General features: G+C 48.5%; 10 protein-coding genes. 9 read left to right on the top strand and 1 reads right to left on the bottom strand.

Translation table 11 applies throughout. From position 1 onward, the window contains the following. The 4 genes from C233_RS0104180 (at window position 1) to C233_RS0104170 (ending at window position 3611) form a co-directional block, all read left to right on the top strand. On the top strand, window positions 1–1302 hold the full coding sequence (locus tag C233_RS0104180) for an alkaline phosphatase family protein (protein ID WP_018666164.1): 1302 nt from the start codon (window positions 1–3) through the stop codon (window positions 1300–1302). Between the two features lie 601 nt (window positions 1303–1903). Then, on the top strand, window positions 1904–3115 hold the full coding sequence (locus tag C233_RS22280; protein WP_025068893.1) for an ATP-binding protein: 1212 nt from the start codon (window positions 1904–1906) through the stop codon (window positions 3113–3115). Between the two features lie 76 nt (window positions 3116–3191). Continuing rightward, window positions 3192–3329: a Fic family protein gene (locus tag C233_RS25020; protein ID WP_341833454.1), complete on the top strand. Its 138-nt coding sequence runs from the start codon at window positions 3192–3194 to the stop codon at window positions 3327–3329. 6 nt (window positions 3330–3335) lie between these two features. After that, a complete protein-coding gene (locus C233_RS0104170) occupies window positions 3336–3611 on the top strand; it encodes a hypothetical protein (protein ID WP_018666162.1) in 276 nt (91 codons plus the stop codon). Window positions 3612–3979: 368 nt separating this feature from the next. Here the strand turns inward: C233_RS0104170 and C233_RS0104165 are convergent, their stop codons facing one another. Further along, on the bottom strand, window positions 3980–5935 hold the full coding sequence (locus C233_RS0104165; protein ID WP_025068892.1) for a hypothetical protein: 1956 nt from the start codon (window positions 5933–5935) through the stop codon (window positions 3980–3982). Window positions 5936–6366: 431 nt separating this feature from the next. Between C233_RS0104165 and C233_RS0104155 the strand changes: the two genes are divergently transcribed. The 5 genes from C233_RS0104155 (at window position 6367) to C233_RS0104135 (ending at window position 16300) form a co-directional block, all read left to right on the top strand. Further along, window positions 6367–9300, top strand: coding sequence for a SusC/RagA family TonB-linked outer membrane protein (locus tag C233_RS0104155; RefSeq protein WP_026314722.1), 2934 nt, complete (start codon window positions 6367–6369; stop codon window positions 9298–9300). Window positions 9301–9326: 26 nt separating this feature from the next. After that, a complete protein-coding gene (locus tag C233_RS0104150; protein WP_018666159.1) occupies window positions 9327–10859 on the top strand; it encodes a RagB/SusD family nutrient uptake outer membrane protein in 1533 nt (510 codons plus the stop codon). Between the two features lie 18 nt (window positions 10860–10877). Then, window positions 10878–11777, top strand: a complete 900-nt coding sequence (locus C233_RS0104145) for a DUF4984 domain-containing protein (protein WP_026314721.1) — start codon at window positions 10878–10880, stop codon at window positions 11775–11777. Between the two features lie 17 nt (window positions 11778–11794). Next, complete coding sequence (locus tag C233_RS0104140; protein ID WP_026314720.1) at window positions 11795–13444, top strand: BACON domain-containing protein; 1650 nt, start codon at window positions 11795–11797, stop codon at window positions 13442–13444. A 63-nt stretch (window positions 13445–13507) separates the two neighbouring features. Then, window positions 13508–16300: a DUF4458 domain-containing protein gene (locus C233_RS0104135; protein ID WP_018666156.1), complete on the top strand. Its 2793-nt coding sequence runs from the start codon at window positions 13508–13510 to the stop codon at window positions 16298–16300. Window positions 16301–16306 lie beyond the last annotated feature (6 nt).

The raw sequence follows: 16306 nt of genomic DNA, 5'->3' as shown, positions 1-16306 counted from the left end.
ATGAATCTGAAAAAAGCAGCAACCGTGCTGCTATGCAGTTGCTTTATCGGCTCCGTCGTGGCAGCCGACCGTTCCAAACACGTTATCCTCATCACTATCGACGGCATGAGGGCGGAAATGGTGACCGACAGCACCATGCCCTCGCCCAACCTGAAAAGGATGAAGCGGGACGGCATGTTCGTGGAACGCATCAAGGGAATTACCCCCACAGCCACCTACCCCTCGCACACCACAATCATCACGGGGGTAAAACCGGCACAGCACCGTATCTATTACAATTCGCCTTTCACGGACAACCGGCAGGAAGCAGTAAGCTACTGGTATGCCGACTCTATCAAAGCCACCACCATTTGGGAATCGGCAAGCCGTAACGGGCTAACCGTGGCATCCTTATTCTGGCCTGTATCGGTAGGTGCAAAAGCTATCCGCTACAACATCCCCGAATACTGGTCGGTAAAGCCGGTTGCCAACCAACTGGAGTACATCAAGCCTTACTGTACCCCGGCAGGACTGCTGGACGAACTGGAGCGGGAGGCAACGGGCAAGCTGAACCACGAGAACTTCGGTGCAGGCTCCATGAACCGGGATGCCCGTACCGCTGCCATGGCAAACTACCTGATGAATACCTATAAGCCTAACCTAATGACCGTACACCTGATTACCACAGACTATGCCCAGCATGCCACAGGGTTGAAATCGGACAGGGTAAGTGCAGCCGTAGGGGGAGCCGACCATGCTGTGGGGCTGATTCTCGAAAACCTGGAGCGCAACAAACTGCTGGACAGCACGACCGTAATTGTATGCGGCGACCACGGTTTTGTAGATTACAGCCAAAGCATCGCCCCCAACATCTGGCTGGTGCAGGAAGGGTTGTTGAGCGAAAAGCCCGGAGGCGAATGGAAAGCATGCTTCCACGGAGCAGGTGCGATGATGTTTCTCTACCTGAAAGATGAAAACGACGGGGCTACCCTAAAGAAAATCCGCAAGAAACTGAACTCGCTGCCAGCTTCTACCCGCGCCTTATTCCGCATCGTAGAAAAGGACGAACTGACGGCTGTCGGTTGCGACCCCAAAGTAGCGCTTGCACTGGAACCCATAAAAGGGGTAGCCGTGGCAACCGCACGTACCGGAGCGGATGTGATACAAAAGTCCGGAGGTAAGCACGGTTATCTGTCCGGCATCGACCCCACCACCCTGGTAGCATTCGGTTGCGGCATCGAAAAGAAGGAGATAAAGGTTATGAACCAAACAGACATAGCTCCTTTCGTAATGAACCTATTGGGGATTAACTTCAGGGAATAAAGTTCAACGCCGGATACTCCGGTTTCCTACCGTGACAACTCCGGTTTCGAAGCGTGAATACTCCAGTTTCCTACCGTAGGAACTCCGGTTTCAAAGCGTGGAAATCTTAGTTTCTTATTGTAGGAAACTCCGGTTTCAATGCGTAGAAACTTCTGTTTTCCCTGGACACCACTTTTTAAGAAAAGAAAAACGATGCAAAAAGGAGGGCAAAATACTGGTGCAACCTCTCTCAGTTGCCGAATGTAGACTTGACGGCTTCTGCCGAATGCATCTTACTCATTATTGCATGAATTTTATCAGTTCATCAATCTTTTTCCCACTCTCAGCTTATAAGCATATTCATAGAGACGACTGATATCACGGTCTTTGTGCGCTAAATAGCTCTTGAATATCTCAAAGCTTACATCCAGTCCTATTTTGTTACGGTACTCAATGGCATCGCATACCGATTTCTCCAGGTCATATACTCTTACATTGAGTCCGTCAATCTCTGCCTCTTCGATTCCAAGTTCATAAAAGAAATGTTTTCGCCATAAATAAAACGAAACTAATGACTTACAATCATAACAAATAACTATTTTTGTGGTACTATTACAAAATCATGTTAGACACCGAAAACATACAATCACTCATTGATAGTGGAGAGGGCTACAATGTGGAATTTAAAGTACGCGTTCCCTCAAAAGTGCGTGAGCTGACAGAGGAAATATGTGCCTTCGCTAATGCTGACGGAGGGTATTTGCTTATTGGAGTGGATGATAATGGGCAAGTGGTCGATACTAAATTAGAAAACGACAAGCGTTCTGCTATTCAAGGCTCTATCAGCGAAATATCTCCTGCACTTCACTGCGAATTGTATTCGGTGAACATTGGAGATAAAACAGTTTGGGTGATTGATGTTCCGTCCGGTAAAGACAAGCCGTACATATTCTCCGGCTCTATCTTTGTGCGGGAGGGAGCAAATTCGCAGAAACTTCACACAGTCGAAGAAATGCGCAGCTTCTTTCAGGAGTGCAACAAAATCTTTTTCGACCATATTCCCTGCCATTGGTTCAATATCTATACGGATACAGACGAACAGATGATAAAGGATTTCCGAACAGAAGCCCAACTAAGTCCGTCTACATCCGACAAACAAATATTTGAGAACCTGGAACTGTTTACCGGAAATGGAACGGCAAAGAACGGGGCTGCAATGTTTTTTGGCAAACAGCTTGAACGGAAGTTTCCGCATGCTATTACGAGATGTGTTCTTTTCAAGGGAACAAACAAAGTCTATATTATAGATGATAAAATTTTCGGAGGTTCACTGTACCAGCAATATCTACATGCTATGGGTTGGCTGGAAAGCAAACTGCAGGTAGCCTACAAAATAGAGGGAGCAGGACCAAGAGAGGAAATTTGGGAAATACCTCTGACCGTATTTAAGGAAGCCATTATAAATGCCCTGTCACACCGTGATTACTACGAACAAGGCGCAAACATTATGATAGAGATGTTTGATGACAGAGTAGAAATCTCCAATCCCGGAGGACTTTTGCCCATTGTAGCTAAAGATTTCGGGCATAAAAGTATGACACGTAATCCGTTAATCTTCGGTCTATTCACCCGTATGCACTTGGTTGAAAAAGTTGCATCCGGTATTCCTCGTATGCAGAAAGCTATGAGGGAAGCGAATCTGCCCGAACCGGAATTTCGCACGGAGGGGATGTTTACGGCAGTGTTCAAAAGAAGTGTCCATATCAAGCATAAGACAGAGAATGTCCTAAGCTTGTCCCAAGCTTGTCCTAAGCTTGTCCCAAGCTTGTCCTAAGCTTAATACGCGATACATCCCTATAGCAGAACAAATTATTTCATATTGTTCAGAACCTCATTCTATTCAAGAAATAATGGGGATTGTAGGACAAACAAACCGAAGTAGATTCAAAAAAAATATAATAAATCCTCTTTTAGAGGAGGGTATTCTTTTTATGACTATTCCTGATAAACCAAATAGCCCATTGCAGCAGTATTGTACAACTAAATAATTATATATGTATCTTGCAACTGTTTACAACACTATAATACTTAAAGATTGGATTAATTCAAACAACGCAATGAGTTATTCTATAAGATTAATTGGAGGTAGAGGTACTTATGTTATAGGTAATAAGCAATATGACTATTCAACTGTAAGAGAAAGTGCGAAGTGGGAAGATTTTTTTGAAAAACTTGAAAAAATGAATTTTGTATCTACAAGTTTTGATAATAAAGGATATCCAAAATGGAAATTGAAAAAAGTAGCTTTTGATTATATTGATTCATTATAATATACTAAGCTTTGCATTCAGAATTATATCCAAGATATAGAAAACCTTATTCAAGGGACTAACATCGTAATAAGGATACAAGTTTCTGAAAGATAGCGCCATAACACCCCTGCTTTCGGTCACTGGCGGGGAAACTCCGGTATCACAACGAAGCCCCAGTATTACAATGAGGGAACTCCGACATCAAAGTGAAGCCCCCGACACCAAAGCAAAGGAGTACCAATACCACAGTAAGGAAACTCCGACACCCAAGCATCCCCCTCTCCGTAGGAAATCTGCATAAAACAAGGAAAGGACAACAAAAAGAGGGCGTAATGAAAGGCATTCCTACCTGCTCATTACGCCCTTTACTATTTGATTTCTTGTTTTTAAGGAGCTACCTCAACATGGTCATCCTTTGTACCGTATCCATGAATATAGTAATCGGCAATACTCAACTTACCGTCGTTATCCAATGTTACGAAGATACGGGCATCACCGCCGTAATCACCATCATACTCATTAGACATACTTCCGACAACATCCGTTGTATTCGTATTTTCATCCAGCACGATGCTTACACCACCAGAAGGTGTGGCACTTGCATCAAAGTTTTTGAAGAAGTCTTTATCCTTTACGCAATCGGTAATCTGTACACCGCCACGAACTGAAGTATCACCGTCGGGCACTGCATCGGCTGCATATTTCACCATATAAACAAGCTTGGTATCACTACCCTTGGTTACGGTCAGTTTAATTCCGTCGTCACCGGCATCTGCTACTGCCAAAGTAATTTTACCTTTACCCTTAAATTCGGTAGTAACTTGCTCCTGTTCTTCTTCTTTGGTTACCATTCCTTTAGTTCCATTACCAGCTTTTTCCACTAAATCAATAATAGGGCTCAATTTACCATTCACATCTACAGTTGTAGCCCTCAAATAATATGTATCGCCCGGATGATTAATAATCTCTCCCGTATTCTCCAAAGTACTCAAATCCTCTACTGCATATTCAGTCCAGTAAATACCTCTCGATTGCTCAGAAGACATCGCCCATTCTACATTCAAGTTATAGAACGAAGCATATGGCAAACACAGTACACGAACCGATTTCACCTTATCATTCACTCCAAGTTTAATTCCCAATGCATTGATAGAAGTCTGTTCGGGAATCTCTACGGATGTAATCTCTCCTTCTCCGTCGAAGAGTGGAGAAAGTGTCTTGAACTTATTATAAGTAACCTTACCCAGGTGTCCTTCCTTGTCGATAGGAATTGCATAAACCAAATATTCTTTTCCCGGCTCTATATTATAAGTATACGATTTCGTTATCGCTCCCGTATAAGCCGTAGGAGTTTCAGCACCCAAGTTTGCCAGAGCAGAATTAATCTCTGCTTCGGACATTTCGTCGAATGATTTCGAATTGTCCTCTATCGCACTTGCCACAAGCGTCGGAGTAGAGAAGCCCATAATCATCCTGCTGCACGTTTCGTCTGCGGTGATTACGGCATCGAAGCTCTCCATAGTCAACTTAGCTTCCGGAATGTCGATTTCAACCTTTACGTTACCCTTGAATTCCGCAGCCGGAATGGTAACGGTTTTCGTAAAGACCGTTCCTGCACCTTCTGCATTCACTGCATAAACAGCTACGGTATATTCCGAACCGGCAACCAGACGTACGCCCTGGCTCTTGTCAATATCTTCACCTTGCATGGTAGCTCTCGATACCGTTCTTTCCGTAAAGGTGGCATTTACATCCGACCAGTTATACGGTTGCAGCGGATAACTCTCGTTCGGCTTCAATGAAGTTTCGGAAGCCTCTACGAAAGTCTTTTCGGTATAAACATCCGTCAATACTGCACCTATCACATACTTGGCGCATTTGGCGCTTTTCTTCACATCCACATCCATAGAGAACGCGGTAACATTCTTTATTTCGAATTCTACTAGCTCCGCCATGATATCCTCATACTTGAAGATGAATTCCTTCACGGCTTCCTTGCTCTTTCCCGATTCATTCTCTGCATACACGGTCAGCGTATAAGTAAGGTCCATAGTAATAGGAATCTCCAGCTTGGCAGCCTCTTTTCCCGTTACCGCCGTGTACTCGGCAGCCGCCTTTCCTTTCTCTTCGCACTTCCAGTACCACTTCTCCGTTTCCTCGGACGGAGTAACCGTTACTACCGCTTTGGTATTGTCCGTACTGAGTGCAGGCTCGCCTACGCTAATCGTCGGTATCGCCGGTTTCTGGGGTGTCGGTTCGGTGTCGTCCTCGTCCGAGCAACCTGTCCACATAAAGGTAGCAAATGCCAATAAGGGGACCATTGTCTTAAAAATGTGTTTCATACATTATTGAATAATTAGTTAATAATAGGGAAAAGTAAACAGAGAATAAAAATTGAGAAAAAACAGTTAAAGAGAGATTCGTATTACACTGTTACTATTTTGCAAAATTATAAATATTTTATAAAAACAATATAGAATATATATTTTTTTTCGAAACTTTCTTTATATTTGTTGCAAATATATCCAAAGAAAGTTTTACACGGGGTATCTTTTGTAAAATAAAGTATTAACATTATTACAAACTTATTCAGCATGTTTAAAAAGATATTTCCAGTGTTTGCCGATGTTCGGGAGTATGTAACAACCATTCCCAAGTATAATCACTGTCAAAAATAAATATGCGAACGGCAATATACATCCCCAAAATGTCTCTTCCCGTTTGAAACTGAAATCAAAACCAAATTATTAACTAATTCATTAAAAGAACAAAGATGAGAAAAGCAACTCTCTTGTTTGTGCTTTTAACGCTATTCGAAATCCCGTATGTATTGGCACAGGGGGGATTTAGAATAACAGGTCTTATCCTGTCGGCAGAGGACAACCAGCCGGTAATAGGAGTATCTGTAGTTGAAAAAGGCACAACAAATGGCGTAATTACCGATATTAACGGTAATTATAGTATCACGGTAACCACGTCTCCGGCCACATTGCAGTTTTCGTACATCGGTATGAGAACGGTAGAAAAGCAATTTACGGCCGCCGCCCGTTACAACGTAATCTTAGAACCGAATACCGAAATGGTAGACGAAGTAGTGGTAGTGGCATACGGCGTACGCAAAAAGGGGACTATCGCCGGTTCGGTATCTACCGTAAAGTCGGATAAAATGGAGAATGTTCCGGCTGCCGGTTTCGACCAGGCATTGCAGGGACAGACGCCCGGACTGTCGGTTATCTCCAATTCGGGAGAGCCCAGCAAGGCGTCGGTATTCAAAATCCGCGGTACGAATTCTATCAACTCGGGCACATCGCCGCTGTTCATTCTGGACGGAGTGCCCATTGCCAGCTCGGACTTCAACACAATCAGCCCGGGAGACATCGAATCGATTTCCGTATTGAAAGATGCCTCCTCCACCTCTATATATGGAGCACGCGCCGCAAACGGCGTCGTAGTTATCACCACCAAGCGGGGGCTTGCCATGGACAAGGCGAAGGTAACGCTGCGCGCGCAGTACGGCTTCTCGCAACTGGCATCCAACGACAAGTGGACGCTTATGGATACGCCCGAGCGCATCCAGTTCGAAAAGGAAATAGGACTGACGGACGGACAGGACTACACTATCCTGTCGCGTACCAACGTTAACTGGTTGGACGAAGTGTTCAACGACCGGGCGCCGTTGCAGAACTACGAACTTTCCGTAAACCGGGCTACCGACCGCCTCAACTATTACGTGTCAGGCGGCTTTTACGACCAGGACGGTATCGCCCAGAATTCATCCTTCCGCCGCTATAACATGCGCGCCAACGCAGAGGTGAAGGCGAGCAGTTGGCTAAAGATTGGCACGAGTTCCATGGCAGCCTACGAGGAAGTGGAGCAGACGGAAGAAGGCAGCATGACGATTTATACCCCGATAGCCGGCTCGCGCTTCATGCTCCCCTACTGGAGTCCTTACAACAAAGACGGCTCGCTGGCATCGCAGAACGACGGTACTTGGAAGGGTACGGGGCAGAATCCTATCGAATGGATGACGAACAACCCGATACATTACAAGAAATACAAAATCCTGTCTACCGTATTTGCAGAAATAACACCCATAAAGAACCTGACGATACGCACGCAGTTCGGCGCCGACTACTCGCACTCCACTGCTTTCATACAGTCTTATCCCAGCTATGCTATCAACAACCAGCAGGGAACGGCAGGACGTAACTCCACCTTCTCCCTGAAACTCAGCGAAACGACCACTGCCAACTACCGTTGGGAACTGAACGAAGACCATTCCTTCAACTTCATGCTGGGACAGGAAGCCACGGATTTCCAGTCTACCGGTTTCCAGGTAGTAACCAAAGGACAGGCTAACGACTTCCTGACGAACGTAAGTTCCGGTACACGCGCCTCCTCATGGGTAGACTCCAATGAGGCATATGCCGACCTTTCGTTCTTCTTCCGCGGAGAGTACAACTACAAAAACCTTTATTATGCAGAGGTAGCCGCACGTACCGACGCCTCCTCGCGTTTCGGTAAAGACCACCGCTGGGGTGCATTCTGGTCGCTGGGATTTATGTGGAACATCAAGAACGAATCATTCCTGAAAGACATCGAATGGCTTACCGGAGCGCAAATCGCACTCAGTACGGGTACTTCCGGTAACTCGGATATCCCCTACTACGACCACCTCGCACTCGTTTCCGGAGGAGCCAAGTACAACGACGAAGCCGGCATCTATCCCAAACAGAGCGGCAACGAGGAGTTGAGCTGGGAGCAGACCTGGTCTAACAACATCGGGTTGCGCCTGGACTTCTTCAACCGCGCCCATATGGACATCGACTTCTATCACAAAAAGACCACCAACATGCTGATGTACGTACCCGAATCCTACGCCATTAGCGGTATGGGCTACCGTTGGGAGAACATCGGCGCCATGATAAACCGTGGTGTGGAAATCTCGGTCAACGGCGATGTGATACGTACCAAAGACTTTACCTGGAACCTGAACGCCAACATTTCTTATAATAAGAATGAGTTGGTAGAGCTTTACAACGGCGTACAGGAATACGTCAACTCCACCACCGGACTGAAATACGTAGTGGGACATCCCGTGCACGAATACTTCATGAACCGCTATGCCGGCGTGAACCCCGCCAACGGCGATGCCCTTTGGTACACCAAAGACGGAGAGCTGACCACCGAATTCAAGGAGGACGATAAGGTGATGACCGGAAAGTCGTTCGACTCCCCGTGGACGGGCGGCTTCGGCACGACCCTTTCGTGGAAAGGCCTCTCGCTGTCGGCACAGTTCAGTTGGATGGCAGACCGCTGGGTGATGAACAACGACCGCTTCTTCGAAGAAAGTAACGGGTTGTACAGCACTTACAACCAGTCCAGACGGCTGTTGTACGACGGCTGGAAGAAACCCGGAGACATCACGGACATCCCGCGCTACGGCGTAGTGGCACAGCTCGACGACCGTTTCCTGGAGAACACCTCTTTCCTCCGCCTGAAAAACCTGACGCTCGCCTACTCCCTGCCGCAGACGTTGTTGAAGAAAACCAATTTCTTCACATCCGCCCGCATATACCTGCAAGGACAGAACCTGCTTACCTTTACAGGATTTTCCGGGCTGGACCCCGAAATGGCGGACAACGTTTACAGGGCGCAGTATCCGGCTTCGCGCCAGTTTACACTGGGTATCGAAGTGTCATTCTAAACAGAACAATATAAGTTAGCAAGAAAATGATTAAGAAATTCAAATTATACATACTGTCGGCTGCCGTGGCGTTGTCCGTTACCTCCTGCCTGGACAAGATGCCCGAGGACGGAATTCCTTTCGACGAATCCCTGCAAACGGTATCCGACGTGAATTTGGCGGTAATCGGCATATACGATTCCTTCAAAAGCGCATACCTCTATTCCGGTAACCTGACGCTGCTGCCCGACCTGCAGACCGACTTCGTGTACGGAATAAACGGAAATACCAATATCTACGGCGAAATCTGGCGCTGGAAGGACATCAAACCTACCAATACCGACATCGAAGCCGTGTACGGCGACTTGTACACCGTTATCAACCGCTGTAACTTCCTGTTTGACCGGGTAGACAACGTACGGAAAAAGACCAACGACGACAAGGAACTCGACAAGTTAGACCAATGTTGCGGAGAGGCCTACTTTGCCCGCGCACTGGCTTACTCCGAACTGGTGAAGCTGTTCTGCAAGGCTTACGAAAGCGATGAAGAAGCAGCCAACGAGTTGGGCGTTATCCTATCCCAGCACTACCAGGGCAACGAAGAGATGAAGCGCGCTTCGCTCAAAGACTCCTACCAGTTCATACTGGACGACCTAGAGCGTGCGGCGGAACTGCTGAAACTGGAGGAGGACTTCGACCCTTCCAAAGACGGCGTACTGTACAACTCTATCTACTTCAACGAATATACGGTATATGCCCTGCGCGCCCGCGTAGCCCTCTATATGAAGAAGTGGGACGAAGCTATCGAGTATTCCACCAAAGTTATCGAAAGCGGATACTACATCCTGTCGAGCTGTACGCAAACCGCCTCTACGGGTGTCAGCTATTATAAGTATATGTGGACCAACGATTCTTCCACCGAGTCTATCTGGAAGGTAGGCTTCACCGTCAATTCCTACGGCGGCGCACTGGGACGTATCTTTGCCAACTACGACTTTACCAGCGTACGCCCGGACTACGTTCCCGCCACCTGGGTCATCAACCTATACGAAACGAGCGACCTGCGCGTATCCACTATCTTCCAGTCGTTCACCACCGGTTACAGCCACGGGCTTACCTGGCCGCTGCTCGTCAAGTACTTCGGCAACGAAACGTTCACCAGCTACAACATCCTGCATGTAACCATGCCGAAGGTGTTACGCCTGTCCGAACAGTACCTTATCCGTGCGGAGGCTTATGTACAGAAGGCACAGCCCGATTACGGCAAAGCCGGAAGCGACATCTCCAAGCTCCGCCTGGCGCGTTATGCTTCTTACGGCGGCTCCACCGCCATGAGCAAGGACAATGCCATGGACGTTATCAAGAAAGAACGTGTGAAAGAGCTGTATATGGAAGGTTTCCGCCTGCACGACCTCAAACGCTGGCACGACGGCTTCAAGCGCGAGCCGCAAGACCAGTCGCTAGACAACGGCAGCAGCCTGAAAGTGGAGAAGGACGACCCGCTGTTCGTATGGCCGATACCCCAGCACGAACTCGATGCTCCGGGCTCGGAAATACAACCTAATGAAAGTAACAAATAAGATAAAAGATTTATGATAATGAAGAAACTATTAATCGGATGCGTGGCAGCCATTGCTGTCCTGGCAAGCCTTGCCGGATGCGACCAGAACCGGGTGATGTATAGCGGACCCAGTTATCTGATGTTCTCCGATACCCTCTACGAATACATCGTGCAGGAGAGTAACGAGAAATTCGATATTCCCGTATCGGCAACCGCACGCGCCGGCTACGACCGTACGTTCGCCGTGGAGGTGATAGACAAGGAGAGCAACGCCGTCGAGGGGAAACATTATAAGCTCCTCTCGAACACCGTCACTATCAAGGCGGGCGAAATGGCTGCCAATGTGGAGGTAGAGAGTATGTACGAGAACATCGACAAGCGCGACTCCCTGGGATTCGCCCTGCGCCTGGTCGTTCCCGAATCGGAACAATGGGAAATGTACGGAACGAAAACCAAAGTGGTGATACATAAATACTGCCCGTTCGACATCAACAATTACAGCGGCTTCTGCAAAGTCACGTCCACCTACTTCTCCAGTTACTTGGGAGGCATCAAGCTGCGCCTGATAACCTCCGATGTGGTAGAAGACGAGGAGAATACGATTGTGTTGCACGGACTCTTCTACGACGGCTTCGACACGAAGGTCAAATTCAAGCCGGACAACATTGAGGAAGCGGATATCGAGATAGAGGAGCACGTATGCGGCAGCACGAGCGAAGCGTTCGGCACGATTTACGGCAACGGCAAGATGATGATGACGCAACCTTCGGGCTATCCCGCCTATTACAACACCTGCGATAAGTTCATCTTCATGTACATCAACGTACGGGTAGATAACAAAGACGGCTCGCTGTACGGCGTGGTAGATACCCCTGCCAATGTCGTAGAATGGATTAGCGAAGCTGAAGCCGAGAAACTAAGGGAACAAGGATATTAACATTAAACCATATAATAATGAAAACATTGAATTTAAGGAATAAGAGTTGGTTTATGCTATTGGCAGCGATGTTCATCGTAACATTTGCCGGATGTTCGGACAATGACGACGAAGGCGGAGCAACCGCTCCGGTCTTTCCGGAACTGAAAGACATCAACTGCGCCGCCGGCGAAACCGCCGAGATTTCTTTCGAAGCGAACACGGAATGGGAAATCTCCAGCAATGCGGGGTGGTGCAAGTTCAAGAACGGCGAGTTCTCTGAAAGCCTGATGAACGGCAAAGCCGGGAAGCAGACGATTACCATTGTGGCATCCGCCGACGGGCAGAACTACAACGAGGCTGCCGTAGCGGAAATCACCCTGAAAATGGGAAGCCAGTCACAGGTTATCTGTAAGGTGACGCGTGCCGCCAAAGAATATACCGACCTCACGGTTACCGACGAGGACGGTAATGTATACGATAAAGACCACCCGCTCACGATTAAGGGTAACAGCATCGCTACCGCTATCTACACGGTAGTCAAGGCACAGGCGGAAGCCGGCATGAAAATCGGTTTCACCAACCCGGAATGGCTCGCCTTCACTATCGACGAGAACGGAGCGTACAAATTCACCTTCAACCAGGAGAACACCAGCGGGCTGAGCGAGAAGTACCCGATTGCCAAAGGCAACTACGTGCTGACTTTCACTACGGCAGATGCCGCCACCGCCAAGACCGACAAGGTACGCAAGGTGGAAATCCCCCTGATTTATGCCGGATTGCAGCAGGATGCTATCAAAACAGCCCCGACTTACATGAATGTAACGGCAAGCGTGGACGGCAAGGAGATTGTAGGCGATAAGGAAACGACCGACAAGCTGGTATCCACCATTACCGCCTACAACGACGCGTTCCAGGTGGTAACGTTCAGCCAGAAACAGCAGGACGGCAAGTACGTTTACGATTTCAACAGCAATATGGACTGGCTACACGCCTCTATCGGTACGGGTACGAACAAAGACCAGGTAACGGTGAGCGTAGACAACAATACCGGCGAAGTAAGGGAAGCTACCGTCATGGTGTTCCCGCAGGCCGTTTACGACAAGATTAAAGGAAACCTGGAAGGCAGCCTTATCGAAAGCGAAACCAACGACCTCCTCTCCATATACGATGTGAATATCCTGGCTACATTGAAGCAGGAAGCACGGCAGGAACAGGCGGACAGGATTACGTTCTGCGCGGATTATTACTATAACCCCGAAACCACCAATCCTACCGAAATCAAATATCCCGAATTGGAAAGTAATATGGGTTCGAAAGTAACATTCGAGGATATGAAGAACGCAAGCAACGTTACCGATTACAACGTAACCGGGAACAACGTATGGAAAGCCGTCATTCCCAAAAGCATCGTTTCGAACTTCACACTCAATAGCTTTAAGCTGGTGTTCGAGGGTGTGGGTATGGCAACCGGCCAGCAGATAACCGAGCAGGTAAGCAATAACAATGCCGGAGGCTTGAAACTGGAAGGCAATACGTTCGACCTGAAAGGAAATCCCAGGAAAATAAGCGGCTGGGGTATCTATTTCAGCAATCCCGACACTTACGCAAACGACTATAAACTGATAGTCAAGGGAGAGAACGGCGATATCATAGCACTCTGCATCATCACGATTGCCAGCAACTGACCCCGGCATCCGGCAAAGTGCAGACAAATAACTGTAATCCAAAATACAGAAAAGGAAAAATAAATGAACCATAAGAGAACTATAAAAGGAAAAATTCTTCTTGCAGCGCTGGTCGCCATACTTTCGGGTATGGCGCTGGGCGGATGCTCCGACGATAAAGACGAATTGCAGGGAAAGCAGTACGGCTATGTGCAGTTCAAACTTTATAAGTCTACATCCTACGCAGGAGAATCGTCCGTTCAGTCCAAGGCAGCCGGAACGCGTGCCGCAGACGAGCTGGACAAATTGAGCGAAGCGCAGAAGGTGGAAATCGAAATGCAATACAATGGCATGAGCATCACCCAGACCTTAGTACTGAATGCTTACAGCGAAAACAACGCCGAATACGGCATGCGCAGCGACAAGTTGCAACTGCTTACGGGCGACTACAAAATCATCGGCTACAAGCTGCTCGACAGGTTGGATAAGGTAGTGACCGGTATTTCCGCAGGCTCCGACAATACGTTCGAGGTAACACCGCGCGGACTGACCATGAAAGACCTCGTTGTCGATACGCAATCGCGCGGAACGGTAACCTTCAAGCTTATCAAGTCGGGGCTTACGCGTGCGGCAGCCTCTACGGACAAGTCGTACCTGTTCAGCGACATCAGCCGTGTAGACGTTACCGTAACCAACACCTTCACACGCGCCTCGACTACCTTCAAAGACCTGAAGGTGACCTATAAGGAGGAGTATAAGGAAAACCCGAACCCCGACTATACCGACGACAACCTGAACAAGGACAAGTATATGGATATCGGCACAGCCAAATGCGACTCCATACTGTGGCTCCTTGCAGGAACTTACCAAGTTACGGGATACATTACCTACAAGCAGAGCGGCAGTACCTACCCGCAGTTGGAGGAACGTACCCAGCTTGCTGGCGAAACGTTCAGCATCGAGGACAACAAGCAGACCGACGACGCTATCGTACCGGTACAGATGTCTCCGACAGCCGAGTACATCAAGGACTACATGGCACTGAAAGCTATCTGGGAAGCATTGGACGGACAGCACTGGAGCTACCACGGCGACACCCAGCCTGCCGGCTCGACCTGGAACTTCAACAAGGAAATAGATATGTGGGGCGACCAGCCGGGCGTAGAGATTAACGACAAGGGGCGTGTAGTAACCCTGAGCCTGGAAGGTTTCGGAGCCAAAGGAAGAATACCCGACGCTATCGGGCAGTTGACCGAGCTGCGGATACTTTCCCTGGGTTCGCACAACGAGCAGTTGGGCGGCAGGTTGTTCGGAACCAGCGGCATCTCTGCGAATATGAGCGAAGCCCAGCGGCAGAAAATGCGCATGCACTACAAGGAGCAGTTCATAGACTACGACCCGCGGGAGCAGTTGTCCGACTTCCTGAAAGAGAGTATCAACAACGACCCTGAGATGAAGGCAATTCCGAAAAGCACGCGCATCCACCTGAAGGATACCCAGATAGGCTACGTAGCCAACAACATCACTTTCGTATCGAAAGCCTTGCAGCGCCTGACGCAACTGCAACAGCTCTATATCGCGAATACTCCCCTCGAAGCGGAAGACATCTGCACGGATTGGGAGAACCCCGGCTCCGAGTACGCCCTCCTGTATAAAGACGAGAGTGCCTCATGGAGCTGGAAGAAGTTCGAAGACCTGAAGGACGTAGAACTCTACAACTGTCCCAAACTGACGAGGATGCCCGACTTCCTGTTCGAGCTTCCCAATGTGGAACTGCTGAACTTCGCCTGCAACAAGGGTATCGACGGATTGAACGGAGCTAAGGACGGCACGGGCGCACAGTTTACCGCAGACTGGAAAAAGCTGGCGGACTCCCCCGTAGGAGCCAAACTGCAAATCCTATACTTCGGGTATAACAACCTGAAGGAATTCCCTCCTTATTCATCCCTGAACAAGATGCGTAAACTGGGCTTGGTGGACTGTATGCATAACAACCTGACCGGCGAGCTATCGGCATTCGGCAAAGAGATAGAGATTACGACGCTGGACCTGGACTACAACCATATTACCAAGATACCGGACAACTTCTGCGGCTTCACCGACCAGGTGGAAACGCTGAACTTCTCCCATAACGAGATAGAGTACATCCCCAACATCTTCGACGCCAAATCCATATATATAATGGGAGCCGTAGACTTCTCGTACAACCGTATCGGTGTAAACGGCACGAACATTGAGTGCAGCCAGGCAGACTTCAAGGGCATCAACGCCGCTACGGTAACGTTGTCCAACAACCTGATAAAGGACTTCCCGAAAGAGCTGTTCTCGTCCGGCTCGCCGATGACGACGCTTATCATCAGCAACAACCTGATGAAAGAAATTCCGGAGAACTCCCTGAAACCCAAAGAGGGCAACTACAAGAACACGAACCTGCTCATGGCGATAGACCTCCGCTTTAACAAGCTGACCAAGCTGTCCGACGACTTCCGTGCGACGACCTTGCCTTACCTGCGGAACATGGACCTCGGCTACAACTGCTTCTCCAAGTTCCCGAAGGCTCCCCTGAACAGCAGCCAGTTGCAGGCTATCGGCATCCGCCACCAGCGCGATGCGGACGGTAACCGCATCCTGCGCGAATGGCCTGAAGGTATCACTACCTGCCCCAGCCTGTTGCAACTGCAAATCGGTTCGAACGACATCCGCAAGGTGAACGAAACAATGACTTCGAAGCTCTGGATTGTAGATATCAAGGACAACCCCAACATCTCTATCGACATGACGAGTGTATGTCCCTATATCAAGGCAGGCATGTACAAGCTGATTTACGACAAGACGCAGGACATCCGCGGTTGCGATGCGTTGGATATTAAACGATAACAATAA

This window comes from Bacteroides gallinarum DSM 18171 = JCM 13658 (assembly GCF_000374365.1).
In the GTDB taxonomy this organism is placed as follows: Bacteria; Bacteroidota; Bacteroidia; order Bacteroidales; family Bacteroidaceae; genus Bacteroides; species Bacteroides gallinarum.
This window is presented reverse-complemented; position numbering and strand designations above follow the sequence as displayed.

Bases quoted from the DNA above. Each gene is read 5' to 3' on its own strand.
- C233_RS0104180 (WP_018666164.1), top strand. From the start codon at position 1: ATGAATCTGAAAAAAGCAGCAACCGTGCTGCTATGCAGTTGCTTTATC.
- C233_RS22280 (WP_025068893.1), top strand. From the start codon at position 1,904: ATGTTAGACACCGAAAACATACAATCACTCATTGATAGTGGAGAGGGC.
- C233_RS25020 (WP_341833454.1), top strand. From the start codon at position 3,192: ATGGGGATTGTAGGACAAACAAACCGAAGTAGATTCAAAAAAAATATA.
- C233_RS0104170 (WP_018666162.1), top strand. From the start codon at position 3,336: ATGTATCTTGCAACTGTTTACAACACTATAATACTTAAAGATTGGATT.
- C233_RS0104165 (WP_025068892.1), bottom strand. From the start codon at position 5,935: ATGAAACACATTTTTAAGACAATGGTCCCCTTATTGGCATTTGCTACC.
- C233_RS0104155 (WP_026314722.1), top strand. From the start codon at position 6,367: ATGAGAAAAGCAACTCTCTTGTTTGTGCTTTTAACGCTATTCGAAATC.
- C233_RS0104150 (WP_018666159.1), top strand. From the start codon at position 9,327: ATGATTAAGAAATTCAAATTATACATACTGTCGGCTGCCGTGGCGTTG.
- C233_RS0104145 (WP_026314721.1), top strand. From the start codon at position 10,878: ATGAAGAAACTATTAATCGGATGCGTGGCAGCCATTGCTGTCCTGGCA.
- C233_RS0104140 (WP_026314720.1), top strand. From the start codon at position 11,795: ATGAAAACATTGAATTTAAGGAATAAGAGTTGGTTTATGCTATTGGCA.
- C233_RS0104135 (WP_018666156.1), top strand. From the start codon at position 13,508: ATGAACCATAAGAGAACTATAAAAGGAAAAATTCTTCTTGCAGCGCTG.